This window comes from Frigoribacterium sp. RIT-PI-h, from assembly GCF_001297205.1.
Classification (GTDB): domain Bacteria; phylum Actinomycetota; class Actinomycetes; order Actinomycetales; family Microbacteriaceae; genus Frigoribacterium.
This window is the reverse complement of sequence record NZ_LHOZ01000072.1, coordinates 34,178-55,927: the sequence shown is the minus strand read 5'-3', so window position 1 is coordinate 55,927 and position 21,750 is coordinate 34,178. Positions and strand designations below refer to the sequence as shown.

The 21,750-nt window shown below is 65.6% G+C and carries 29 protein-coding genes and 1 riboswitch; of the genes, 18 read left to right on the top strand and 11 right to left on the bottom strand.

The window, feature by feature from the left end; genetic code table 11:
- Positions 1-66: 66 nt before the first annotated feature.
- Complete coding sequence (locus AEQ27_RS17245) at positions 67-357, bottom strand: hypothetical protein (RefSeq protein ID WP_152970283.1); 291 nt, start codon at positions 355-357, stop codon at positions 67-69.
- Between the two features lie 354 nt (positions 358-711).
- Here AEQ27_RS17245 and AEQ27_RS09555 point away from each other — a divergent pair, with 354 nt between their 5' ends.
- Positions 712-1,152: a hypothetical protein gene (locus tag AEQ27_RS09555; RefSeq protein ID WP_054146430.1), complete on the top strand. Its 441-nt coding sequence runs from the start codon at positions 712-714 to the stop codon at positions 1,150-1,152.
- 147 nt (positions 1,153-1,299) lie between these two features.
- Positions 1,300-1,677, top strand: a complete 378-nt coding sequence (locus AEQ27_RS09550; RefSeq protein WP_152970282.1) for a hypothetical protein — start codon at positions 1,300-1,302, stop codon at positions 1,675-1,677.
- 98 nt (positions 1,678-1,775) lie between these two features.
- On the opposite strand, the gene AEQ27_RS09545 is transcribed toward AEQ27_RS09550, so the two are convergent.
- Entirely contained in the window at positions 1,776-2,006 is a 231-nt protein-coding gene (locus AEQ27_RS09545; RefSeq protein WP_054146428.1) for a hypothetical protein, read from the bottom strand.
- Positions 2,007-2,238: 232 nt separating this feature from the next.
- On the opposite strand from AEQ27_RS09545, the gene AEQ27_RS09540 reads away from it, so the two are divergent.
- The gene (locus AEQ27_RS09540) at positions 2,239-2,637 is read left to right on the top strand and encodes a hypothetical protein (RefSeq protein ID WP_054146427.1); all 399 of its coding nucleotides are present in this window, start codon (positions 2,239-2,241) and stop codon (positions 2,635-2,637) included.
- A 221-nt stretch (positions 2,638-2,858) separates the two neighbouring features.
- On the opposite strand, the gene AEQ27_RS09535 is transcribed toward AEQ27_RS09540, so the two are convergent.
- Positions 2,859-3,416 carry a MaoC family dehydratase gene (locus tag AEQ27_RS09535; protein WP_200908353.1) on the bottom strand — a complete coding sequence of 186 codons (558 nt, stop codon included), beginning with the start codon at positions 3,414-3,416 and terminating at the stop codon, positions 2,859-2,861.
- 130 nt (positions 3,417-3,546) lie between these two features.
- Between AEQ27_RS09535 and AEQ27_RS09530 the strand changes: the two genes are divergently transcribed.
- Positions 3,547-4,392 carry an alpha/beta fold hydrolase gene (locus AEQ27_RS09530; RefSeq protein WP_082383406.1) on the top strand — a complete coding sequence of 282 codons (846 nt, stop codon included), beginning with the start codon at positions 3,547-3,549 and terminating at the stop codon, positions 4,390-4,392.
- A gap of 260 nt (positions 4,393-4,652) precedes the next feature.
- Positions 4,653-4,916 carry a hypothetical protein gene (locus tag AEQ27_RS09525; RefSeq protein WP_161805521.1) on the top strand — a complete coding sequence of 88 codons (264 nt, stop codon included), beginning with the start codon at positions 4,653-4,655 and terminating at the stop codon, positions 4,914-4,916.
- Positions 4,917-5,609: 693 nt separating this feature from the next.
- On the opposite strand, the gene AEQ27_RS18335 is transcribed toward AEQ27_RS09525, so the two are convergent.
- Both AEQ27_RS18335 and AEQ27_RS09515 read right to left on the bottom strand, forming a co-directional pair.
- Positions 5,610-5,972: a hypothetical protein gene (locus tag AEQ27_RS18335; RefSeq protein WP_235451047.1), complete on the bottom strand. Its 363-nt coding sequence runs from the start codon at positions 5,970-5,972 to the stop codon at positions 5,610-5,612.
- Positions 5,973-6,368: 396 nt separating this feature from the next.
- Positions 6,369-6,746, bottom strand: a complete 378-nt coding sequence (locus tag AEQ27_RS09515; protein WP_152970281.1) for a hypothetical protein — start codon at positions 6,744-6,746, stop codon at positions 6,369-6,371.
- Between the two features lie 126 nt (positions 6,747-6,872).
- On the opposite strand from AEQ27_RS09515, the gene AEQ27_RS17240 reads away from it, so the two are divergent.
- Together AEQ27_RS17240 and AEQ27_RS09505 are read left to right on the top strand one after the other, a co-directional pair.
- On the top strand, positions 6,873-7,250 hold the full coding sequence (locus tag AEQ27_RS17240; protein ID WP_152970280.1) for a hypothetical protein: 378 nt from the start codon (positions 6,873-6,875) through the stop codon (positions 7,248-7,250).
- A gap of 1,443 nt (positions 7,251-8,693) precedes the next feature.
- Complete coding sequence (locus tag AEQ27_RS09505; protein WP_161805520.1) at positions 8,694-9,320, top strand: hypothetical protein; 627 nt, start codon at positions 8,694-8,696, stop codon at positions 9,318-9,320.
- Here AEQ27_RS09505 and AEQ27_RS18755 read toward each other — a convergent pair.
- Positions 9,238-9,822 (bottom strand): LuxR C-terminal-related transcriptional regulator, encoded by a 585-nt coding sequence (locus AEQ27_RS18755; protein WP_369813627.1) that lies wholly within the window; start codon positions 9,820-9,822, stop codon positions 9,238-9,240. The two genes, AEQ27_RS09505 and AEQ27_RS18755, sit on opposite strands and share 83 nt — an antisense overlap.
- Before the next feature lie 530 nt (positions 9,823-10,352).
- Between AEQ27_RS18755 and AEQ27_RS09500 the strand changes: the two genes are divergently transcribed.
- On the top strand, positions 10,353-10,574 hold the full coding sequence (locus tag AEQ27_RS09500) for a hypothetical protein (protein WP_054146420.1): 222 nt from the start codon (positions 10,353-10,355) through the stop codon (positions 10,572-10,574).
- Between the two features lie 142 nt (positions 10,575-10,716).
- Positions 10,717-10,947 (top strand): DUF2188 domain-containing protein, encoded by a 231-nt coding sequence (locus AEQ27_RS16590; protein WP_082383405.1) that lies wholly within the window; start codon positions 10,717-10,719, stop codon positions 10,945-10,947.
- An 824-nt stretch (positions 10,948-11,771) separates the two neighbouring features.
- On the opposite strand, the gene AEQ27_RS17780 is transcribed toward AEQ27_RS16590, so the two are convergent.
- Positions 11,772-11,912 carry a hypothetical protein gene (locus tag AEQ27_RS17780; RefSeq protein ID WP_161805518.1) on the bottom strand — a complete coding sequence of 47 codons (141 nt, stop codon included), beginning with the start codon at positions 11,910-11,912 and terminating at the stop codon, positions 11,772-11,774.
- 279 nt (positions 11,913-12,191) lie between these two features.
- On the opposite strand from AEQ27_RS17780, the gene AEQ27_RS17230 reads away from it, so the two are divergent.
- Positions 12,192-12,656: a hypothetical protein gene (locus tag AEQ27_RS17230; RefSeq protein WP_161805517.1), complete on the top strand. Its 465-nt coding sequence runs from the start codon at positions 12,192-12,194 to the stop codon at positions 12,654-12,656.
- 599 nt (positions 12,657-13,255) lie between these two features.
- On the opposite strand, the gene AEQ27_RS09495 is transcribed toward AEQ27_RS17230, so the two are convergent.
- Positions 13,256-13,507 carry a hypothetical protein gene (locus tag AEQ27_RS09495; protein WP_152970277.1) on the bottom strand — a complete coding sequence of 84 codons (252 nt, stop codon included), beginning with the start codon at positions 13,505-13,507 and terminating at the stop codon, positions 13,256-13,258.
- A gap of 128 nt (positions 13,508-13,635) precedes the next feature.
- Between AEQ27_RS09495 and AEQ27_RS09490 the strand changes: the two genes are divergently transcribed.
- From AEQ27_RS09490 to AEQ27_RS09485, 4 genes are all read left to right on the top strand, one after another.
- Positions 13,636-14,076 (top strand): hypothetical protein, encoded by a 441-nt coding sequence (locus AEQ27_RS09490; RefSeq protein WP_054146418.1) that lies wholly within the window; start codon positions 13,636-13,638, stop codon positions 14,074-14,076.
- Between the two features lie 454 nt (positions 14,077-14,530).
- Positions 14,531-14,734 carry a hypothetical protein gene (locus AEQ27_RS17225; protein WP_143048754.1) on the top strand — a complete coding sequence of 68 codons (204 nt, stop codon included), beginning with the start codon at positions 14,531-14,533 and terminating at the stop codon, positions 14,732-14,734.
- The gene (locus AEQ27_RS17220; protein WP_152970276.1) at positions 14,731-14,961 is read left to right on the top strand and encodes a hypothetical protein; all 231 of its coding nucleotides are present in this window, start codon (positions 14,731-14,733) and stop codon (positions 14,959-14,961) included. The genes AEQ27_RS17225 and AEQ27_RS17220 overlap by 4 nt, the downstream gene beginning before the upstream one ends.
- A 188-nt stretch (positions 14,962-15,149) precedes the next feature.
- The gene (locus tag AEQ27_RS09485) at positions 15,150-15,458 is read left to right on the top strand and encodes a hypothetical protein (protein ID WP_152970275.1); all 309 of its coding nucleotides are present in this window, start codon (positions 15,150-15,152) and stop codon (positions 15,456-15,458) included.
- Between the two features lie 65 nt (positions 15,459-15,523).
- Here the strand turns inward: AEQ27_RS09485 and AEQ27_RS09480 are convergent, their stop codons facing one another.
- From AEQ27_RS09480 to AEQ27_RS09470, 3 genes are all read right to left on the bottom strand, one after another.
- Positions 15,524-16,186, bottom strand: coding sequence for a response regulator transcription factor (locus tag AEQ27_RS09480; RefSeq protein ID WP_235451046.1), 663 nt, complete (start codon positions 16,184-16,186; stop codon positions 15,524-15,526).
- On the bottom strand, positions 16,168-17,238 hold the full coding sequence (locus tag AEQ27_RS09475; protein ID WP_054146416.1) for a sensor histidine kinase: 1,071 nt from the start codon (positions 17,236-17,238) through the stop codon (positions 16,168-16,170). Before AEQ27_RS09475 ends, AEQ27_RS09480 begins: the two co-directional genes overlap by 19 nt.
- Positions 17,239-17,336: 98 nt before the next feature.
- Positions 17,337-17,987: an epoxide hydrolase family protein gene (locus tag AEQ27_RS09470; protein WP_054146415.1), complete on the bottom strand. Its 651-nt coding sequence runs from the start codon at positions 17,985-17,987 to the stop codon at positions 17,337-17,339.
- Positions 17,988-18,140: 153 nt separating this feature from the next.
- Between AEQ27_RS09470 and AEQ27_RS09465 the strand changes: the two genes are divergently transcribed.
- From AEQ27_RS09465 to AEQ27_RS09450, 4 genes are all read left to right on the top strand, one after another.
- Complete coding sequence (locus AEQ27_RS09465) at positions 18,141-18,668, top strand: hypothetical protein (RefSeq protein WP_235451045.1); 528 nt, start codon at positions 18,141-18,143, stop codon at positions 18,666-18,668.
- Between the two features lie 74 nt (positions 18,669-18,742).
- A riboswitch (TPP riboswitch) is annotated at positions 18,743-18,841 on the top strand.
- A complete protein-coding gene (gene thiM, locus AEQ27_RS09460) occupies positions 18,824-19,639 on the top strand; it encodes a hydroxyethylthiazole kinase (protein WP_152970274.1) in 816 nt (271 codons plus the stop codon). Its footprint overlaps the riboswitch before it by 18 nt.
- Entirely contained in the window at positions 19,636-20,277 is a 642-nt protein-coding gene (thiE, locus tag AEQ27_RS09455) for a thiamine phosphate synthase (protein WP_054146413.1), read from the top strand. The genes thiM and thiE overlap by 4 nt, the downstream gene beginning before the upstream one ends.
- The gene (locus tag AEQ27_RS09450; protein WP_152970273.1) at positions 20,259-21,722 is read left to right on the top strand and encodes a bifunctional hydroxymethylpyrimidine kinase/phosphomethylpyrimidine kinase; all 1,464 of its coding nucleotides are present in this window, start codon (positions 20,259-20,261) and stop codon (positions 21,720-21,722) included. The genes thiE and AEQ27_RS09450 overlap by 19 nt, the downstream gene beginning before the upstream one ends.
- Positions 21,723-21,750 lie beyond the last annotated feature (28 nt).

Sequence of the window (21,750 nt, the reverse complement as noted above, 5' to 3'; positions counted from 1 at the left end):
CACTACGAGCACGTCCGACGTGTGAACGAAGCCGAGGTCGTCCGGTGGCCGATCCCCTAGCGGGCACTAGCGGCGCACCTCCTGCGCCCATGCTGGCCAGGCAGCAGCGTCCGCATCTAGGTCGATACCTTCGAGGCGAATAAGAGTGACGCCGTCGAGGTCGCTTACCACGGCCCACAGGCTGTGTCGGCGGCCATCTGAGCTTGTTGTGACCCAGGCCAACACCTCTCCCAGGTCAGCCTCCGCAAGCTCCCACTCCTCTTTCGCCGAGCCATCTGCCGACCAGAAGTACACGCGATAAGTCGGGTCATCCAGTTGCGAGGTCTGATCTCGCGGATCAATCGGGACAGCTTTCATGGAGCGACCGTAGCTCCCGCGTTCATGACCTCCAAGGCTGCCGTTGAACGATCCCCTAGTGAGACGGCTCGGCGATACAGGTAGCCGGTTCTACTCTTTGGCAGGGCTCCCCCGACGTGACATGGTCGCGATTATGAAGATCATCGACGATGTCGAGCGGGCCGTGTGGCTGGGACGACGAATGCGGCGGGAGCACAGCTGGGCACGGGTCGGCGGGGTCGCTGGGTACGACTTTGAGGCCTACGCACGCATCCTTCACCCCCGACTACGCGCATCCGTCACCCCCGACTAACAGGGAACGGCGCTTGGGAACGACGCCGGTGGGCGGATATCGCGGCCACCGCCGGCAAGGTCATGCACCCCCTCGTTCAGTGGGAACGACTACTCGGCCACGACGAGCCACGCGGTGGGACGAGTGATGTCGGTTATCTCGACCCGCAGGTCCTCGCCGCCCTCGCGCCGCTACTCGGCGCCGCGACCACCACGCCCGACGACGCCGTTGCGGCGTACTGGGTCGGCGGCTCAGGTCAGGGCCTCAGGGCCGGTGCGACGGCGTTCATCGACCGATACGACTACGTCCTCGCCCAGACGAGCACGGCAGAGCTCGCCGAACCAGGCTGGGGCCGGAGCATCGGTCATCGCTTCGATGAGCCGCTGCAGCTGCTCTGGCCCGAGGACCATGCCTGGGTGCTCGCCACCGAGATCGACTGGGACTCCACGATCGTTGCCGGCTCGAAAGCGCTCGTCGACGCGATCCTCGACGACGACCGTTTCGAGGCCTTCCCCGTCGACTAGGACTCTGACCTCTCCTGGGACGGCGACACCATCAACCGACCCACGACCTGAGACCCACAAAGGGATTCCCTACCGGGCATGAGGAAACTACGCTCGAGGTGTCGCACGGGCGGTTGACGCCGCATCGGGGACTGCTAGCTTTCGAACGTGACGACCATCCCGGCGCGGCCTGGCCAAACGAATGAACCGCGCAACAGCACCGCTTCCGTAGTTGCGGCCAGTCCCTTCGCCGTGGCGTCACGCATCGTGGCCCTTGTGGCCCTTGTCTCCTACGTCACTCTGTACGCCACGATGTGGGCCCCGGTCGTTCTTTGGGACAACGAAGGCTGGTTGTTCCTCTACCCGGTTTTTCTCGCGGCCTGGGTGCCCGTCGGGATCATGTCCGCCACGTCCCTCGGCCTTGCGATCGCCGGTTGGGTGCGACACGAAGCACGGCGGTCTCTGGCAGTCGTGAGCCTGGCCGTGGCGGCGCTATTGCTCACTGCATCCCTGCCGGCCCTCTGGTTCGGGCCTGGCTCGCTCTAGACACGGCAGATCGACCTGCAGCGCGCAGCATCCTCGATCTGAGCCCCCACGCGTGCCCTCTGAGGTCTCGGTGGACGATCCCCTACCGGGCGCCTGATTCAGGGACGAGCGCCTCTGAGGAGCCGGATGGTGCCCACCCCAATTGCACCGGCACCGCTGATCCACAGCAGTCCGACAAGAGCCCAGCCCGGAAGTCCTACCCGGCCCATCGGCTCACCGAGGTCGTGACTCGTGAACCTCATGAAGAGGCCGATGCCGATGAAGACAACGCCCAAGCAGATCGCGACGATCGCTTCCTCATACGGCGTCGCCTGCGGAGCCTTCGACACGCATCCTCCTCGCTCGTGAGCCAGAGCCTAACCGGGCTCGTTTCCGGACGCGCGACTCCAGGGGTGACATGGGAACCGTAGATCGTCATAGAGCAGGCATTGGACCAACTCTCACTCCGAGCCCGTAAGCGATGGCCTACCGGACACGCTCCGGACTCGAGTCGTCGAGGGTGCGAGGCGAGTCAAAGGGTGCCAAGGCGGTTGGTGGCCACGCCGGCGCTAGGGTCAGGGCATGAACGAGGCCCACCGTGAATTGCTTCGCCGGGCCGAGGCCGAAGTGGCGGCGCTGCCCCTCCGCGACCCGCTCGTCGACCCGTCACCCCGTTTGGGCGACGGCCCCGCCCCCGAGACCGAGCCGACCGGTCGGGCTCGGCTGCTCGCCCCGCTGACCCTCATCGTCTGCTTCGTCACGGCCTGCGCCGAGGGTTCTTGGCTCTGGTTCTCCGCCGCAGAGTGGACCTCGATGGTCTGGCTCGCCGTGCCATTCCTGCTGGTCGCCTCGATCGTGCTCGCACTCATCGCCGGAGCTCTAGGCGGCCGCACTGGCCGATGGGCCGGCGTCTGTGGTGGCATCGCGATCGTGCCGCCCGTATGTTTCGTGGTGTCGCTTCCCCTGGCGCTTTTCACGTAGACCGCTGCGGCTTGCGCCGAGTCAGCTTGGTGGCAGGCCGATAGACGATCCCGTAGCGGGCGCCTGGTTCAGGGACGAGCACCTCTAAGGAGCCGGATAACGCCCACCCCGATTGCACCGGCGCCGCTAATCCACAGCAGTCCGATAAGAGCCCGGCCCGGAAGTCCTACCCGGCCCATCGGCTTAGCGCTGCCTTTTCCTCGCCGGTACCGGACACCCACTCATCTCCGGTGCCCTGCTCCAGAACTCCTCCGCATGTGGGCAGGCAACCACGTGTCGGGGCGGGACAGGACCAGATTTGTCATGACCTGCGTCATCACGGCCCGGTCTTGCTGGTTGCGGAGTTCGATGCGGGTGCGCACCACTCCCCGGTCGGGACGGGACGCTGAGGGGCGGGTGTCGACGACGGTGAACCGGGCGCGGAGCACGTCGCCGGCGTGGACGGGAGCCGACCAGCGCAGCTCGTCGACGCCGGGCGACGCGACGCTGGCGGCCTGGTTGAGGTAGGACTCCACCATCAGGCGCATCATCATCGCGGTGGTGTGCCAACCGCTGGCCACGAGTCCGCCCAGGGGTGTCGCCTCAGCCCGAACGGCGTCGACGTGCATGTCGTGCGGATCGAAGCGACGCCCGAAGTCGACGATCTCGTCCGCCGTGACACGGTACGAGCCGTGCTCCAGGGCGAGGCCGGGCACGTAGTCTTCGAAGAATCGCTCGGCGAGCCGCTGAGCGAAGGGCGACATGTCGTGGGCTGCGGTCGCGTCCGGTTCGTAGGGCACAACCTCACCCTAGGTCGGCAAGGCAGCGCTCGTTTGACGCCAGTCGCAGGAGAGACCGTCCGGCCGCCCATCGCCTATCGGACACGTAAGACCTCATTCCCACCTGAATGAACCAGTAACGTCTGGCCTCATGAACGCACGCGAACGGGTCGTCAACACAACAGACGGCGGACGACTAGCCGTCACCCGATGGCAGGCAGACGGGCCGACCGTCGTGCTCCTGCACGCCGGCGTTGCAGACCAGCGATCATGGATCGCGGCCGCGGAAGCCCTCGCCCGTGAGCAGGTCGACGTCGTCGCATACGACAGACGAGGCTTCGGGGCCAGTCCCGCAGCCGAGACGAGCTCCGCCTTCACCCATGTCTCGGACCTGATGGAGGTGCTCGATCACCTCGCCCTCGATCAGGTCGTGCTCGTCGGCAACTCCATGGGCGGCGCACTGGCACTGGACGCCGCGCTCCTGCACCCTGACCGCGTGACGGGGGTCGTGCTCATCGGAGCAGCTGTGTCAGGAATGACCGACGACGACACCCCCTTCGACTGGCGACCAGACAGAGCCACCGCACACCTCATCAACAAAACCGACAACGCATCCCTCAGCACCGACGATCGACTCCGTGCTCTCGCCCACCTCTGGCTCGACGGTCCGTCAAGCACTGAGGGAAGGGTCGGCGGTGAAGCCCGAACACTTTTGTTCGAGATGAACCGAGACATCGTCGACGTGGACGAGACCGGTCCGACAGGTGACGCCGGTGTCGATGCGTGGACGCGCCTTCCCGAACTGACCGTGCCTGTACTGAGCACGTGGGGAGAGCTCGACCTACCGTGCGACATCCCGTTCTACGAAGAGACCGCCCGACGCATCGCCCAGCGCCCGGGCCGCGTCCTCCCGAAGGTGGCGCACCTTCCAGGGCTCGAACAGCCACAGCTGATGGCCCATCTCATCGAGGACGAGCTCGGTCGCTCACAACAGTGACAGGGACTCCCTAAGCCCACTTGTGCCGTGGAGCAAGCGCCTCTCAGCCCGGTCAGCGATCGCGCACCGGACGCCCGGCCCGGCGGGCCACAAGACAGGGTTTGCACCGATTTGGACGTCTCAATAGATCAGCCCGAAAGAGATCTCGGTAGAGGGTGGCCCATCGGACATGGCTTAGCCACGTGTCTGCCCCCGGGCCGCACCATCGTTCGCCAGAAAAGCTGAGCAACTCGTCGCCTTGGTACCGTCGACCTGTGGACATGGTGAGCAAGACCGTCGAGCGAGACCTCCAACAAGCACTGGCCGCGGAGCTACGAGCCATTCAAGGGGTCGCCAGCATCACGGTTCGTACCTGGGTTGCAGATACTTCAGTGTCCCCGGACTCCGTCTACCGAATTCTCCGCGGGGATCGCCCGGTTTCTGTTGTCGAGCTGATCCTGTTGTGTCAAGTAATCAAGGAGGACCCCTTCGACCTGATCGCCCGAGCAATGAAGCGGGCCGAAGGATCGCAGACCACCACCTAGACCGCCAGGTGCTGATCCTGATCAACTCGGTGGTCATCATCGCCCCTGAAACCTGGCTTGGTCCAGCCGGCACCAGCTTGAGATACCCGGCAGTAACGGGTGCTCACCAGGATCTCCAGTCCGGTTCTGGCGCTAAGCGCACTGCGCCGATCTTGACCCGGCGCGGGGGCACGCCCAACATAAGAGCCGCGCAGTCCTGCGCCATCGGGCGGACTTCCGACCATCGATACGCCTGCGTGACTGTATCGACAGACGGGATCTCGATCACCCAGAACCGACCCTCGCGATGCACCGTGACATGGACAAGAAGAGGCATAACTGCCCTCACTCCCCGAACTCCGCACACGCGAAGAGGGCAACATTACGTGCCGTCGGGTGAACCGTCCAGATCGGCCTCTTCATCGGCCCGGAGAGGGAACCTAACCCCGAGTTGTCTCCGCTCCCGCAGCCGCCGAGTCGAGGGTGTGGGGGCGTTATCCCTTAAGGCCACCGGCTGACTCGCCTCTTGGTACTGCTGACAATCAAGCCAGTCCGTAATCTGCGCAGACGCCACCACGCGCCCGCCCGGCCCCGTGCGGTCTGTTGCCCCTCGGCGCCGACTCGCGTACGCTGAAACATGCCTCCCGTTACGACGGATCAGGAAGAAGACCTTAGAACCCCAGCCGGACGACTGGATCTAGGGTCTTTCGTTTTTTACAGGTCCAGCGATTCGGGGGTGCGCTCCTCGATCAGCAGCGTCGACCGCAAGGCTGCTATGTAGCTGTCCTCACCCTGATACTCCGCGTTCAGTGACCCTAGGACAGCGTCAGCGATCCACAGAAGTGGCTCATCGCCACCCCGAAGATGGCTGATACGAAGGCGCTTGTCTAAGCCCTGCCCCTGAAGCCCAACGATGTGCTGCACGTCGTACCTGTCCTGGGCATTCGTCCGGCACTCGAGAGTGAGATCGAAGACTTCCATGTCCACAAGGCTGTGATAGACGCTCTCCAGCGTCTTGCGTCGGTAACGTTCGGTCTTCTTGCGACGGACGTCTAGGTGCGAGTAGACGATACTCATGGGCCCGAGTTCAACGATTCGTCGCACGATGTCGTGCTTTCGCCTGTCACTTTCGTCTGTCCAGTGAAATTTGATCTGCCCTGGGAGCAGTAATGGCCGCAGCTGCTCGCGAATCTCGTCGCACTCCTCGACAGGTACCAGGGCCGCGCAGAGAAGGTACTCCTGGTGATTCGGACCGCGGTTCGCCGAAGACTCATCCAAGAACGCGCGGTGAGAAGTAACTGGCACTCGGACACGTTAGCTGGCCTCTGGCGTTGTAGGTGGGGTGTCAGAGCCCGGGGCAAGAGCATCAGCGTGTCCGGCACGTGTCCCATTAGACAAAACCCCTGCCGGGACACCGGTAGACGACTGAGACGCCCCTCAGTGACCGCCGCTCGCTGAGATTGACCCTCGTGCCTAAAGCGGACCGGGCCCGAACCACAGCGCCGGCAGCGATGCCGTGAGCAGGAGGGCCGCTACGAACAGGCTTGCGACCATCAGGGGCCGTCGCGCCTCGTGCCGCACCCCACTGGCGATCGAGAGGCCGAGAGAAGTGGCCGCCAGGATGCCGACGGGCACCCAGGCCGCGAGGAAGATTGGGTAGAGGAACAGCCAGCCCTCGTTGTCCCACAGAGCCACCGGCGCCCACATCAAGGCGTAGAGGGCGACATAGAGAACCAGTGCCACGAGCGTCACGATGCCCAATGCCACGGCGAAAGAGCCCGCGGCCGCGGAGGCGGACGTACCGTCACGCGGGCCGTTCGCTCTCTTAGGCCGGACGACGGTGGTCACCACGGTCGAAAGCTACCAGCACGCTGCGCTGGGCCGACCGCCTAGCGGCATCTGCTGTCGGACGACGTCAGACGAGTTGACGAGTTGACGAGCTGACGAGCTGACGAGCTGACGAGCTAGATTCTCGCCATGTCCACGAACCCGTTCGAGAATGTTGAGCTCGAGCGCGCCGAGCGTGCCGTTGCTCGGCTCCCCCGTCGCAGACTGCTTCCCGCGCGGCGGTCGGCCTCGCGACTTGGCCGATTCTTGACCGCCCTCGCTCCCCTCTGCGCCGTCGCGACTGTGACTCTCGAAATGAAGTTTTCCTTCGCGCCCGCATCCGTCATCAGTGTCTGGGTCGCCCTCATGTTGGTGGGCGTTCTCACCATCGCGGTATGTGTCGCCGCTGGTGAGTTCGGCGGGCGGTGGGGACGAATCAGCGGCATCGTCTCCGGCATCGTGATCGTCCCGCCGATCGGCATCGCGCTCGCTTCCTGGACGATGGAGCTGCTCCGAATTCCCCTTTGATCAACCCCGGAGTGAGAGGGCGAGTGCCGTCAAGCTCCGACCGGCCAGCCATCGTCTACCGAAACGCCTCCAATCCCCTGCCGCGCCATGGAATCGGCCTCCGAGGCCGCGCCCACTCCCCCGTCATGGACAGCGTGTACCGTTCACGGCTGTCTCCTCAGGGCCCGTAACCCTGCCGTCCCCGACGGTGCAGCCCCACGGCTCACCTCCACTTGTTGCACGGAGACACGGCACCCTTCCCGGCCCGAACCGGAAGGGTGCCCCCGCTCTCACCGCCAGGATGCGCCTAGCCATAGGACCTCAACGGGTGTACCGTCTGCGCGTGGCAGGGGGCACTATGTCGCCTAATACCGGGGTACAGGATTCGGGTCCAGCACTTCGAGGTGGGGCCACCGCATTTCGGGATGCGACGCCGGCCCCACCACCTCCCCGAGCTACCTGTAAGTGCCCACGCAGGGCCGTTCCGTGCACATCACCGGTTCACCGGGCCTTAAACTAAGCAGTCCGGGCCAACCCGAATGGCCCGGACGCTCAGACAGAACCTTCCCCGGCATGGTTCGGCTCTGGTTCAGGTAGACCCGAACCCGAACGGGAAACTACCTGCACGGACAACGCTAGATCGCCACCGTCATGACGTCGAGTCGGCACCTTGGCGGACACCGGGCCACAACCCCAAGACGGCCCGGCGATCAAGGCACCGTGACATGCCCTCCGCCAGCATTGTTTATCTCCGAACGCGCACCTAAGTCACCGGCTCCAGCGTGCTTCACGTACAGTGCAGCGACCGGAGCAGACAGGCTTGGTTCCCCTTTTGGGAAGGCCGGGACACACAGCCCGCCTGCGGCCGTGTTCGGGCCATGTCGGGTTGGTCTCGAGCAGCCGGCGGGGACAGTGACAGACTGACCCCGCCGGTCCCATCCAAGGTCTAGGAATCGGCCGGCCACGGGACTACGCTCACCGCATCAGCCCAGACCACGCTGAGTTAGCTGCATGATCTTGCGCCCTCGTGGTCTCACCCGTTGATTTCGAGGACGCAAGCAGCCCTACCCCTAGAGGGCTGCGAACCGGCGGGCACCTGACCACCCGAACCGCCAGGTGCCCGCTACCCGAGTCAGCAGCTGGCGGGTATCGAGTAGCAGCCCCTTCGGACCCCCGTGCGTTGCACTCCTCCACCTGCCTGATGAGACCCCACCGACGGGGCTTCTGGGCCTGCCTTTAGCGCATGTCAGCGGCCATTCTCCGGCGTATGAGTCGATCGACTAATGAAGAGGCTACTGAGATGCCCCGGAGTGCCACCAAGGGGCAGAGTCGGTATCCGGATCGACACGACAAGGTCGGCCAGACGATCACTCGCACGGCGAAAGGACAAGGCACATGACCATCCACACCCGCAGCACAGAAGACACCGTCACCGTTCCCACCACCCGCAGGCGAGGCCTCGGGGTGGCCGCCGGAGCAGCCGCGCTCGCGCTGGCCGGGGCACTGTTCCCTGTCTCGAGCGCATCCGCCGCCGACGCCTACAGCGCCGAGAACCTCCAGAAGGTCTGCAACGGCGACCCGACCGGGCAGACCGAGGGGCTCGAGGGCGACTGCACGTTCGAAGTCCAGAGCGAGGGCCCACGACACGTCGAATGGCTGCGATACGGCGAGCCCGTCTCCAACTGCAACGAAGGCACCACCACCCCCATCACGTCACAGGTCGGCGACGTCCGCTCCTTCTCCGAGACCTGGAAGACCGGCGGCTCTGTAGGCCTTGAGATCAAAGAAGTCCTGAAGATCGAAGGCGGCGCCGAGTACTCGCAGACCCGAACCACCACGAACGAACGCCGCGACACAGTCACGGCCAACCCGGGCCGGAAGACCGCTCTGACCCAGGGGACGGGCTTCGTCGACCAGACCGGACGCATCCGCGTCGATGTGAACGTCTACGAGACCAACAACGACGGCAGCGTCCTCACCGGCACCGAAGCGCACTACATCGAAGGCGTCACCCGCACCGTGCCCGATGGCTATACCGAGAAGGGGCAGGACGAGGTCTCCTGCGCCGAGGACTTCGTCGTCCCGGCCTGACCGGAACGCCGCGAAGTAAGGGGCTGGAGAACGACGTCGTTCTCCAGCCCCTTTCACCTTTCCGGACCGGGTGGCGGTGGCGGTGGCGGCGGCGTCTCGGCCTGTATGGCTTTCGTCGCCGACGGCTTGGCGATTTTGGCGACGATGACGCCCTTGACAAAAGCGACTGCGACAAGTGCGGTTCGGTTCGGTTCGGAGCCTTCCATGCACGCATCAGCTTGCCAAGATGCCAGCCCACAGCTTGTCGGCTGTAGCTGGTCGCCTGGGCGATTTCTGCATTCGACAGCCCGTACGCGGTCAGGGTCAGCATGCGTTGCTCCGCCTCATCGAGCTCGGTGTCCGTCGTGACCAGCTCGATCGGCGCTTCAGCCACGTCGGCGTTGCAGGACACCGACACCCGGGCGGCCGCTTTTAGGTGGCGATCCACCCCTGAGGTCGCGTTCAGCCAGCTCTCGGCCCAGCACGATCCGAGCTCATGAGCGACTCGTGCACCCCGCGTCATGGCCAGGACAAGGCAAGACGCGTCCACCCGGACGGTGCCGTGAATCACGACGGAGAACACCTGGAGCGCGGGGAACGCACCTCTGAGGACAGTCGAAAATCGTGCTCCGGGCCTGCCGGCCGCCCGGGCCGCGGCGTCTCGGAGCGCGCTCAAGCACTCCGGTGGCAGCGGCTCACCACTCTCGACGGACCGGAGCGCATGTGGGAGGACAAGAGGAACGATCTCGGCGTACTGCATGCGGAGCCACGCCTGCGACTTATCGTCGATGCCATCCATCGGGGCCCCGCCCAGGAGCAACGCGAACTCGTCAACCCGCTCATCCAGGCACAAACCGAGACGTCGACCGTCATCCATGCAACCCACCGATCTGCTCACCCCACATCGATCTGCCACGAGATGCCCCGCCAGACCGGAATCAGGTTTATGGACCCGCCCACGAGCACTAGTCAAAACGGCCCAGAGCACCGGTTGCGGATCCCCTATCGGAACCCACCACCGCCTTGCATGCGCCGCGGTGTCACGCTTAGTGCATGTGGAACGACAAGCTGCTGGACGGCCGCGACCCGCGACCCATCTACTGGATAGTCATGGGGCTCTTCTCGCTCTTGCTCGGGATTGGCTGGTTGGCACTCGTGGCGGCCGACCGTACGCCTCCGTCGACCAGGGGCCTCGAGTTCCTCTTCGTGCTACTAGGCATCGGGGCCACGATCTACGGCGTCGTTCTCGTGCTCAGGTCACGCCGGAAGCGCTAAGCCTCCGCCCCTTTGTATGGCCGTCCCATCCCCCAATCATCAAAGGCCGCATACATTCACACGCCCGTAACCTGCCACGCGGCCTGCATAATGTTGAGTTTCGATCATTTGGTTTACCTTGGGTGTGACGAAGGAGGTGAACATGAGTACGAACAGGAACGTGGTGCCCAACCCGAACGGCGGTTGGGACGTACGAGGCGGTGGAACGCGCGCCTCGGCACACACCGACACCCAAGCTGCGGCGATCGACCGCGCGCGGCAGATCATCGGCAACCAGGGTGGCGGGGAACTCTCCGTCCACGATCGGCAGGGCCAAGTGCGAGCGAAGGACACAATCGCGCCGGGCAATGACCCGCGAAATGTGAAGGGCTGACCCGAGCATCCCCTCACAGCAGGGCCCGACCATCAGCCGATGGTCGGGCCCTGCTTTGTTCCGCCACTTGCCTAGGGGCATAAGCCGCGTCGAGCACAACGGCCTAAGCGTCTGATGGCCGATCGTCCATAGGGACACCCTTGAACTCCTGCGCCGGCTTTATCCAATCTCCCTAAAGCGAGATAAGACACCTAAACCGTTCGGGCTCACGCCCGGAGAATAGATTGCAGTTATGCCCACGCGTCGTGCTTCGATCGGTTTCGCCGGAGTAGCTCATCTCTGTCTCGGCGCCCTGGCGGCAGTGTGCCTGTGGCTGCTCTTTCGTGCAGCGCACTTCACAGATCTCGGGTTGACACCCACTCTGACGGTCGCGGTCCTAGCTGTAGCCGTCGCCATTGGCCTGGGCTTTTGGGTCTGGGGGCGAGAAGGCGGCAGGCCAAACTACGTTGCTGTCCGGCGATGGGTCGCCGGTGGACCCATGCCTGCACACATGTCTCCAGCGCAGCTCAGGACGTCGCTCCAACGGATCGAGGATGTGCTCCGGGCCCGGTGGCTTTACCTCGGCCTGTTCTTCATCTGGAGCGTGTGGGCCGTGGACCGCGTCAGAGCGGCTGAAGGTGTAGCCAGCATCATCTTGGCCGTGTTGCCCGGTGTGCTCTGGGGTGTACTGACCGTCAATGTCATGTTCCGTGCCCGTCGAGGATTGAGCCGAATCTCCTCTCTCAGGGCACAGACCACTAGCACCCCTCCCTCCCCCCAAGGGAGACTTTCCTAGGCCTCAGACGTCCAAGACCTTCGGCCGGTAGCCGATCGCCTACCGGGCGTTACTCGTCGGGTTCGGCGGTGTCTTCATCTTTGCCTGGATCGACCTGCGCAGCGTCGGCTGTGTTCTTCTCGTTTCGTTCCTTGTCGCCCTGCGCGATGCCTGCTCCGAGGGCCGTCCATGCGGGAATGAAGTCGCTCATAGGATCACCTTCTCCCCGCCGCGTTCGTCGTGCAAGTACAGCTTTGTCTTACGGGTCTTCACCCAAGGCAGCATGTGCTCTCGGTAGCCGATCCCCAAATGGGACAGCCGACCATCCAGCAACTGGCTACTCAACAAGTGGGCACAACAAACGGTCCTGAGGTATGAACGGGGACGTGAACCCCTTCCTCGACGCCTACCCGTTGGCTGGCTGGTCTATCTTCGGCCTGTCCGTGATCGGCGCTGTCGTTGTGGGGCTCGTTCTGAAACATCAGAAGAAGTGAAGCCGAGCTCACAACGCCAAGCCATGCGGACGCTGCGGCCGGCCCGATGCACCCGAGTCGGCATGCTGGCACTAGGGGCCATTGCCATAGCCGCTGGCACAAGCTTCGCCTTTCTGGCATCCGGCAACGTGACCGTCTACGTGGTTGCGGCAGTGCTGCTACTGGCAGGGACTTGGCTCGGCGTCCGGGCACTTCATGTTGGTCTTTATTTACATAACGATCGCCTGGTCTCCCACGAGTTTCTTTTCTCCCGAACAATTGATCGAGCATGGATCACCGACGTCAGCGAAGCGCCTTTGATCGTCAATTACAGGGTTCCCGGAGACAGTCTCGGGCGATCTTTCGAGGTATTGGCCTTCAGCACTCCCGGCGACACACTCACACGGAGCAGCGGCGCGAAATTGCGGCGTGCCGCGGCCATGACGATTCGCCGGTGGATGGATGAACAGGGTGCCCTGTAGGCGATCGGTCGCCGATCCAAGGCGGAGGCTAGCCACTCCCCCGCAGCTACGGGGCGCCGGCTGTCTCAATAGGTCAGTCCAAAACGGATCTCGATGATCGATCGGCTATCGAGACAGTCGCTCGTTCCCGACGACGCGTACCAGCCCGAGCCGTAGGGTCAAGGACTGAAGTCCTAGCCTGCACCTCGACAGAACGGCCCTACGTGGATGAATCAGGTCCGACCACGGGCGACCACACTGCACGACGCATCCCCCTGCTGACGATCGCGCTCATGATTGCGGCGGTCGTGTTCCCGTTCGTCTACTCAGTCACGGCCGGCGATCACGCTTCCTTCGGATGGCTGCTCATAGGACCGCCGGCACTCGGAGCTACCGGCGCGGCCATCGCTTGGCGTGCTAGTGGAGTCTGGAAGAGAAGCCGCCGAGGCTGGGCGGCTGCCTCGCTCTTCACCGGGCTGCTCACGGTCCCGGTGGTTTACATCACAGCAACTCTCATTGAAGCCGTTGATTGGACAATCAACGGTCCTCCGTTTTGACCCTGGACACGTCACGCTTCCGAAGCCGCAGCCATCTCCCCCTCATGACCGCTCGACCATCCCCTATCGGGCGTCGTCCACGAGTTCGTTCAAGCGATCAATCAGCTGCGCCATCCGGGGCGGTCCGAGTCGCAGGACAAGCGACTCCGAGAACCAACGCATCCAGACCGCCTCGACATCAAGGGTCGTGACGGCGCCGGCCTTGAGAAGAATGCGAACCAGGTCGACCGCCTCCATCTCGTACTCATCCGACGGGGCACCGTCCGGCGAACCAGGCTCGAGACCCAACGGGTCCACATCGCTGAGGACAGCCACGACACCGGCGAGGGTCTTCCTGTAGGTAACTGTCCCCGCTCTCATGCCCTCAATGATGCCTGGGGCTGCCTCGACCAGTGACCGATGGTCTATCGAGACAGGCCTGGCATACCGCTACGTTCATCCCCATGGACTCCGCGGACACCGTTGCCTCGCCTCGACGCACGGGCCTTCATTGGGCAGCGCTGGGAGGCTCGGTCGTCCTCATCGGCACCACCATCGTCGCCGTTCAGTCAATGAGTTGCGGCCACGGGGTCCACACGTCCGAAGCGGCCTTGAGGGCCTTGATCTCGGCTTCCAGGGACGCGTCGGACACACGTGACGTCTGCCGCTACGTGACGCCGGGATTCGAGTACACGATGACTGACGTCCACACCATCGCGAACGCCTTCGCGACGGTCGACCCCGCCGACGTCATTGTCACGACGACTGACCAACTCGGCACCTTGGTGTTCTTGACCGCTTCCACCCCAGACGGCAGTGCCTCGCTCGACATCACGGCCACAGACAACGAGGGCAAACGAGCGACGATCGATCTCGGCTCCTACCAAGACCCTGACGGCCAGTAGCCGATCGTCTATCGGGCGCCCAAAGGACGTGAGCCTACGTCGATCTACTTTCACCTACTCACGCGAGGGCAACGTGCCAAGCTTGCCTCATGGATGCCTGGCCTGCCCTACTAGTCGCGGCTCTTGCCATAACGCTTGGCCTCCTTGTTCTGTTCAAAACCGACGCGGCCCTCAGTGTGTTCGGCGACAACTTCAGGACACCGTCCGGCCGAGTCGGCGGTGAAGCCGTTCGACGACCTGTTCGCTTTTTCGGTTACTGCGCCCTGGGCCTCGGAGCGGTGTGCATTGCAGTCTTCTTCGTCGCGAGCTGAATGGCGAGAGGGTGCGTGGCCCGAGCTCGTGTCGCAAAAACCGATCCCCTATTGGGCGCGTCGATTCCCTGGATTATGGTTTGGTTGCTGAGGGCGCCTCGTCCCTGTCTCGCCCCTTACCGTCGACCGAAGGACGATCTCACGTGCTGCCATTCGTATTCGTCGTGCTTGGTTTTGCAGGCTTCGGCAGTGGCGTGATCTACGAACTCGTCCACCACCGCCGAGAGGGCGGCCCGATCTACCAGGGCCGTAAACACATCGTCTTCCCTTGGATCATCGCCTCTTGGCTTGTCTTCGGCATCGGATTCGTGATGCTCGCGATCGAACGAGGTTGGAACCCCTCGTGACCCCTGAGGACAACACAAGACGTGAGGCTCCGGGCGGACTTCTTGGAGCCTGGTTCAACGTAATCGTGTGCACAGGTATCGTTGTTGGAGCCGCGATCTACACGATCACCCAGGGGCTCACCGGACCTGACGCCCTCATCGGGGCAGGCGTCGTCGTCGTCGGTGTCGTCCTCGACATCTCATTCGTCCGGACACTCCGCCGCCACGGCACTCGCACTAAGTCGTGAGAGCTATGGCCCCGCGATCTCATTTGACACTTTTGCTAGCGTCCGAGACCTGGAGGGCAATCCGGTAGCCGATCCCCTATCGGACATCTTCGTGTTCCCTGATGTGTCCACGTCAGGTAAGAAGAGCCATGCCTCTTTAGCCTGTCCAGCGCAACGTGCACCTCACGACTCGCGTCGCGCCTCACGACGTGGCCGACCGTGTCGCTGACTTCCTTCACGAGCTGACTCACCGGCCCACGACGACCGCTCGCACGGGCAGCGTGAAGGCGGGCTCCCGAGTCGCCTACCGAATGTTTGGCGGCGTGATGAATGCCGGCAAGAAACGACTTCCCATGATCGTCAGCTGGTCGATCACGGAGAACGGCAGTGGCAGTGGCATCCACCTCGAGATGACGAGCGACGAAGGCACTTACGGATTTGCCACCAGGTGGCACTACCAGGCCTACGAGCAGCGTTTCACTCAGCTCGAGAAGGACATCAGAAGCCGCTTCGCCTGACCTGACCGGCCCTGTCCGAAACCCGATCGTCTGACGCGACGACCTTTCGCAACGCTAGAAGCTCGTCATGCGGCGAGGAAGCGCAGGACGGCGAGGACTCGTCGGTGGTCGGACGGCGTGGCCTCCAGGCCGAGCTTGGCGAAGACGGCGGTCACGTGCTTCTCGACGGTTCCTGACGAGAGGTGCAGCGAGTCGGCGATCGCCGTGTTGGATCGCCCTTCGGCCATGAGTCGGAGGACGTCGGTCTCGCGGGCGGTCAACCGACCCAACCGGTCCCGCAGGGGACGCGGCGCCTGGACGAGCGCGGCAGCGACCTCGGGGTCGAGCACGACGTGCCCGGCGGCGACCTGCTGCAGCGAGTCGATGAAGGTCGTGACCTCGGCGACACGGTCCTTGAGCAGATACCCCACGCCGACGGTCGCGACGTCGAGCAGCGTCCTCGCCCATCGCACCTCCGCGTACTGGGAGAACAGCAACACCCCGACCCCCGGGTGGAGGGTCTTGACCTGGATCGCGGCCCGGACGCCCTCGTCCGTGTGGGTCGGGGGCATCCGGATGTCCATCACGACGACGTCCACCTCGTGATCGACGAGGACCGGGAGGACGGCCGTACCCTCCTCGACCGCGGTGACGACCTCGTGCCCCCGCCCTCGCAGCAGAGCGGCGAGGCCCTCACGGACGATCGTGTTGTCGTCGGCGATGACGACCCTCACGAGGGTCGCCGCCACGGCATCGTCATCCGGATCGTCGTCGGCCCGCCGGTCGGGCTGTCGATCTCGAGCCGGCCGTCGACCGCGCGGAGGCGCTCGAGCAGCCCCGCGAGACCGGTGCCCTGACCGGCGGCGTGGGTGAGCGAGACGTGTGCGCCGCCCGTTCCGTCGTCGGTCACCGTCACGTGGAGGTCAGGTCCGTCCTGGTCGACGTCCACCGTCGCCGCGGTCGCCTGCGAGTGCTTGGACACGTTCGTCAGCAGTTCCAGGACTCCGAAGTAGGCGAGGCTCTCCACGACCGGGGACGGTCGCGTGGGCAGATCCACCCGGAGCGCGACGGGGAAAGGGGTCCGAGAGCACGCGGAGGAGAGCCCGGCCTCGAGGCCCTCGTCGAGGACCGGAGGATGGATGCCGCGAGCCAGTGCCCGCAACTCGACCAGCGCCTCCTTGGTGGAGGCGTGCGCCTGGGCGACGAGCCCCTCGACACCCGCGGGCTCGTGACCGCCCTGGAGCCGGTCCCGGGCGTCTCCGAGCGTCATGGCCAGGCCGACCAGGCGCGCCTGGGTGCCGTCGTGCAGCTCGCGTTCGATGCGGCGCAGGGTCGCGTCCGAGTCGCCCACCGCGGCGTCGCGGGAGGCGGTCACCTCGGCCAGGCGGTGCTCCCGCGCGCTCGCACCGAGCATCGAGCGGATGACCACGCGCTGCAACGAGCCGAGACCGTGGTTCACAGCCGGCCAGACGGCGAGGAACAGGACGAGGCCGAGTCCGGCGAAGGCGAGCTGCCGGGGCGTCGTGTCGACGAACACGCCGAGGAACTGCGCGCCTCGGTGCAGCTGGCCGTCTGCCCCGACCTGCTCGGGCAGGTAGCGGCCCCAGACGGCGTGCGTCATGGCGCCCAGCGCCGTGACGAGCAGAGCCGCCGAGACCGCGAACGCGGTCGTGGTGACGACGAAGCCCACCAGGAGGTACGTGAAGGCTCGCCAGAGAGACGCGTCGGTCAGGCGGGTGGTCGCCCAGCCGAGACGGCCGGTCCGTCGCGGGCGCGGTGCCGGCGAATCGGACAGCGCCACGGCGAGCGTCTCGGGGCGGGTGGACTGCAGGCCGGCGTAGGCCGACGCCCTGGCCCAGTCCTGCTCGTGTCGGGAGACCCAGCTCGACTCGTCCTGGCTCAGCTGGTGCTGACGTGACGGCGGCGGGAAGGCGGCGTGCGTGGCGAACAGCCCCAGGACGGACTCCGGATACAGGGCGGCGAGCCAATCACTGGTCGTGGATCCGACGTCCTCCCGTAGGTGATGTAGCGCTGGTACCCGAGGGTGTCCGTCATGAGCGTCTGCATGAGCCGCGCGACCACAGGCCCGGTGAAGGGTCGATCGTCGAGGGCTGCGGAGTGCCCGTAGCCGGGTAGCGACACCACGACGACGTCGAAGCCGATCACACGACCAGGCGACACCACGGCCGGATTCGCGGCGAGGAGCCGTGCCATCGGGAGCATCTCGACGAACGAGTACGGCCAGCCATGGAACACGACGACGGCGAGGCGTTCCGTGACCGCGGGGTTGGCGGCGCGGAGATGGGCGAAGTGGAGGCGTTGCCTGTCGACGTCGGTCTCGAACTGGGGCGTCGAGGCGAGACGGTCCTCGACGTCACCCCAGTCGAACCCGTCACGCCACCGATCGACGACCGATTCGACCCGCGTCAACGACATGCTGCTCTCGTCTGCGGCATCACCGATCGGCGACGGCGGGAATCGAGAGGCTTCCAAGCGTCGACGCAGATCGGTGACGTCGGACATCGGCGTGCGGAGGACGAAGGGGCGCATGTCGAAACGGTATCGACGAGGTCCGACACCCGGGAGACGCGGCGCAGGCGAGAGGACCGCCAACGATCTCGACACACCCCCGGGGTTCCGCACGAAGCCCGTGCACCACCGGCCGCATCGGAGAATGAGGCCATGCAGCCTTCGAGGATCCACGTGACCGGGGCCAGCGGCAGCGGGACGACGACGCTCGGGCGAGCCCTGGCGGAGCATTGGTCCGTTCCGCATGCCGACGCCGACGACTACCTCTTCGTACCGACGGAGCCGCCTTACGTCCAGAAGCGGGCGCCCGCGTCTCGGGTGTCCTTGATGCGGGAGCTGTTCGCCCCGAAGAAGGCGTGGGTCCTGTCCGGCTCCGTCATGGAGTGGGGAGAGCCCATCGTCGCGGAATGTGACGCGGTGGTCTTCCTCACACTCGGCCCCCGTGAGCGGCTGCGCAGGCTGGAAGCCCGGGAAGTTCGGCGGAGGGCCGGGGGCGACTTCGACCACGCGGCATGGACCGAGTTCGTCGAATGGGCTGCAGGCTACGACGATCCCGCCTTCGCGGGGAGAAGCCGTCACGCACACGACGCCTGGCTCGACTCGCTCGACCAGCCGGTGTTGAGCCTCGACAGCGAGAAATCGGTGCAAGAACTACGAGACGCCGTGCTGGCTTGGAACCCGTCGCCGCGCGTCCTGAGGTGAGTCTCCGATGATCAGAGGCCTCTGAACGCCGTCGTCAGTGGTCATCACGTCCCGGATTCATGACAGGATGGCGCCACTGTGACACGGGGTGCCCCTCCTCATGAGGGGCTGAGATGACACCCGTAGAACCTGATCTAGTTAGAACTAGCGAAGGGATGTCTCGCGTGACGACCGCGCCTGCACTTCTGCCAATCGTCCAAGCCGCACTCGACGAACTCCGTGCACGAGAACCGCTCGTGCAGTGCATCACGAACTCCGTCGTGGCAGGTGTCACCGCCAACTCGCTCCTCGCGCTCGGTGCAGCCCCCGCCATGGTCGACGTCCCCGTCGAGGCTGCCTTGTTCGCCCCCCTCGCCGGCGGTCTTCTCGTCAACCTCGGCACCCCGCACAGCGACCAGATGGCCGCAGCCCTCGAGGCCGCGGACGCGGCGCGCCACGCATCGACCCCGTGGGTGCTCGATCCCGTCGCGATCGGCACCCTTCCCGTCCGCACCGCCCTCGCGCATCGCCTTCTCGACAAGCAGCCGACGATCGTGCGAGGCAACGCCTCCGAGATCCTCGCACTCGCCGGTGGCGGAGCCGGAGGCCGGGGCGTCGACAGCTCTTACCACCCCGACGAGGCCCTGGAACACGGGACGGTCCTGGCACGCTCGGCGGGCACGGTCGTCGCCATTTCCGGCCCGGTCGATCTCGTCACGGACGGACAACGCACGGTCCGCATCGCGAACGGGCACCCCCTGCTCACGAGGGTCACCGGAGGCGGTTGCGTTCTCGGAGCGGTCATGGCGGCCTTCGCGGCCGTCCACGACGACGCCTTCGAGGCGACGGTCGCCGCCGTCACGGTCTACACCGTCGCGGCAGAGGTCGCCGCCGAGCGCTCGACCGGCCCCGGCACGTTCGCCGTCCACCTCCTCGACGCGTTGTCGGCCATCGATCCGGCGACCGTCGCCGATCGCGCGGCCCTGTCGTGACCCCCGATCTCTCCCTCTATCTCGTCACGGACACGGTCATCGCCCGGAGGGCCGGACACCAGTTGCCCGACCTCGTCGCCGCCGCGGTCGACGGCGGTGTCAGCGCAGTGCAGATCCGCGAGAAGGACTCCCCGGCGGGCCAGTTCCTCGATCTCGTGGCAGCCATCTCCGAGGTCACTCCCATCCACGTCCCCGTGCTGGTCAACGACCGTGTCGATGTCTTCCTCGCCGCGAGGGCCCGAGGCATCCGCGTCTCCGGCGTGAACGTGGGGCAGTCGGACCTGCCTGCCGATGTCGTACGCGATCTCATCGGCCCGGAAGCCCTTCTCGGCGTCAGCGCGTCGACCCCATCGCGGATCGAGCAGGCTGCACAGCATGCCGACTACGTCGGCATCGGGCCCGTCTGGCTGACGAACACCAAACCCGACGCCGAGAACGCCCTCGGCGTCGACCGATTGGCAGAGCTCGCAGCCCAGAGCCCTGTTCCGGTCGTGGCCATCGGAGGCATCGGCCACGACCAGATCGCCGAACTGTGCGGGAAAACAGCAGGAGTGGCGATCGTGTCGTCGATCTGCGGCGATCCCGACCCTCGGCGAGCAGCCAGGCGTCTGGCCGAAGCATGGACGGGACGCTCATGAGCGCTGGCATCGCCCGCGTGCTCAGCATCGCCGGAACCGACCCCACCGGCGGCGCCGGCATCCACGCGGACCTCAAGAGCATCAGCGCCAACGGTGGCTACGGTATGGCCGTGGTCACCGCCCTCGTCGCTCAGAACACCCGGGGGGTCAGGGCCCTCCATGTACCCCCGGCCCCGTTCCTCGGCCAGCAGCTCACGGCGGTCAGCGACGACGTCGTGATCGACGCGGTCAAGATCGGCATGCTCGCGAACGCCGAGACGATCACCACCGTTTCGTCGTGGCTGCTGGAGGTCCAGCCGCCGGTCGTCGTACTCGACCCGGTGATGATCGCCACGAGCGGCGACCGCCTCCTCGACGCCGCCGCCGGCCAGGCCCTGAAAGAACTACTACCTCTCGCCGACCTCGTCACGCCGAACGTGCCGGAACTGGCGGATCTCCTCGGGACCATCCCCGCCACGACGTGGGAGGCAGTGCTGGGACAAGCTCGTGAACTCGCCCGACGACACGACGTGATCGTGCTCGCGAAGGGCGGCCACCTCGACGGCGCCGACGTTCGCGACGCCCTCGTCAACCCGGACGGAACGGCCACGGAATACGTCGCGTCACGCGTCCTGACAGAGAACACGCACGGGACAGGCTGTTCGCTGTCGTCCGCGATCGCCCCCCGCCGCGCAGCCGGAGACAGCTGGCCCGAAGCCGTCCGGAACGCCACCGAGTGGCTCGGAGAGAGCCTTCGACGGGCCGACGAACTCGACGTGGGACGGGGTCACGGCCCCGTCCACCATTTCGCCGGCCTCTGGTCCCGCGGTGGTCTCGACACGGCACCGACCCCCGACGACGTGAGGTCCAGCTGGTGGAGCAGCATCAGCGGTACGCGGACCGCCATCGACGATCTCGCGTTCATTCGCCAGCTCGGCGACGGGACTCTGCCCACGGCCGCCTTCAGGTGGTACCTGGCACAGGACACCCTCTACCTGCGCGAGTACGCGCGAGCCCTCGGCCGGGCCGGCGGCCTCGCTCCTTCCAGCGCCGACCGGCCTTTCTGGGCGGGCGGAGCCGAGGAGGCCCTCACGGCCGAGATGGCGCTCCATGAGGGGGGGGTCCCGCCCGCCGACGCAGACGGGACTCTGCCGAGTGACGCGACGACCGCGTACCTCGGACACCTTGCCGACGTCGCGACAGGCGGGGACTACGGCGAGCTCATCGCCGCGCTCCTCCCCTGCTACTGGTTGTACCGAGACGTCGGGCAGCGGCTCCATGCTCTGTCCCACGACGAGCATCCGTTCCGCGACTGGCTCGATACCTACGCCGATCCATCCTTCGCCGAAGCGACCGATCTCGCGATCGACATCGTCACGGCGACAGCGGCCAGGGCGACGTCAGCGACCCGAGCGCGAATGCTCCAGGCCTTCCAGACGTCGGCCGAGCACGAGCTCGCGTTCTAGCGAAGGCCACACCTGGAGGACGCGTCCC

Excerpts from the sequence above, each read along its gene's own strand:
- AEQ27_RS09540 (WP_054146427.1), top strand. The coding sequence starts at position 2,239 with ATGAACGAGGCCCACCGTGAATTGCTTCGCCGGGCCGAGGCCGAAGTG.
- AEQ27_RS18335 (WP_235451047.1), bottom strand. The coding sequence starts at position 5,972 with ATGAGTATCGTCTACTCGCACCTAGACGTCCGTCGCAAGAAGACCGAA.
- AEQ27_RS09450 (WP_152970273.1), top strand. The coding sequence starts at position 20,259 with ATGGACGGGACGCTCATGAGCGCTGGCATCGCCCGCGTGCTCAGCATC.
- AEQ27_RS18755 (WP_369813627.1), bottom strand. The coding sequence starts at position 9,822 with ATGACGCGGGGTGCACGAGTCGCTCATGAGCTCGGATCGTGCTGGGCC.
- AEQ27_RS17245 (WP_152970283.1), bottom strand. The coding sequence starts at position 357 with ATGAAAGCTGTCCCGATTGATCCGCGAGATCAGACCTCGCAACTGGAT.
- AEQ27_RS09555 (WP_054146430.1), top strand. The coding sequence starts at position 712 with ATGCACCCCCTCGTTCAGTGGGAACGACTACTCGGCCACGACGAGCCA.
- thiM (WP_152970274.1), top strand. The coding sequence starts at position 18,824 with ATGTCTCGCGTGACGACCGCGCCTGCACTTCTGCCAATCGTCCAAGCC.
- AEQ27_RS09525 (WP_161805521.1), top strand. The coding sequence starts at position 4,653 with ATGGTGAGCAAGACCGTCGAGCGAGACCTCCAACAAGCACTGGCCGCG.
- AEQ27_RS17240 (WP_152970280.1), top strand. The coding sequence starts at position 6,873 with ATGTCCACGAACCCGTTCGAGAATGTTGAGCTCGAGCGCGCCGAGCGT.
- AEQ27_RS16590 (WP_082383405.1), top strand. The coding sequence starts at position 10,717 with ATGAGTACGAACAGGAACGTGGTGCCCAACCCGAACGGCGGTTGGGAC.
- AEQ27_RS09470 (WP_054146415.1), bottom strand. The coding sequence starts at position 17,987 with ATGCGCCCCTTCGTCCTCCGCACGCCGATGTCCGACGTCACCGATCTG.
- AEQ27_RS09500 (WP_054146420.1), top strand. The coding sequence starts at position 10,353 with ATGTGGAACGACAAGCTGCTGGACGGCCGCGACCCGCGACCCATCTAC.
- AEQ27_RS09530 (WP_082383406.1), top strand. The coding sequence starts at position 3,547 with ATGAACGCACGCGAACGGGTCGTCAACACAACAGACGGCGGACGACTA.
- AEQ27_RS09490 (WP_054146418.1), top strand. The coding sequence starts at position 13,636 with ATGGACTCCGCGGACACCGTTGCCTCGCCTCGACGCACGGGCCTTCAT.
- AEQ27_RS17780 (WP_161805518.1), bottom strand. The coding sequence starts at position 11,912 with ATGAGCGACTTCATTCCCGCATGGACGGCCCTCGGAGCAGGCATCGCG.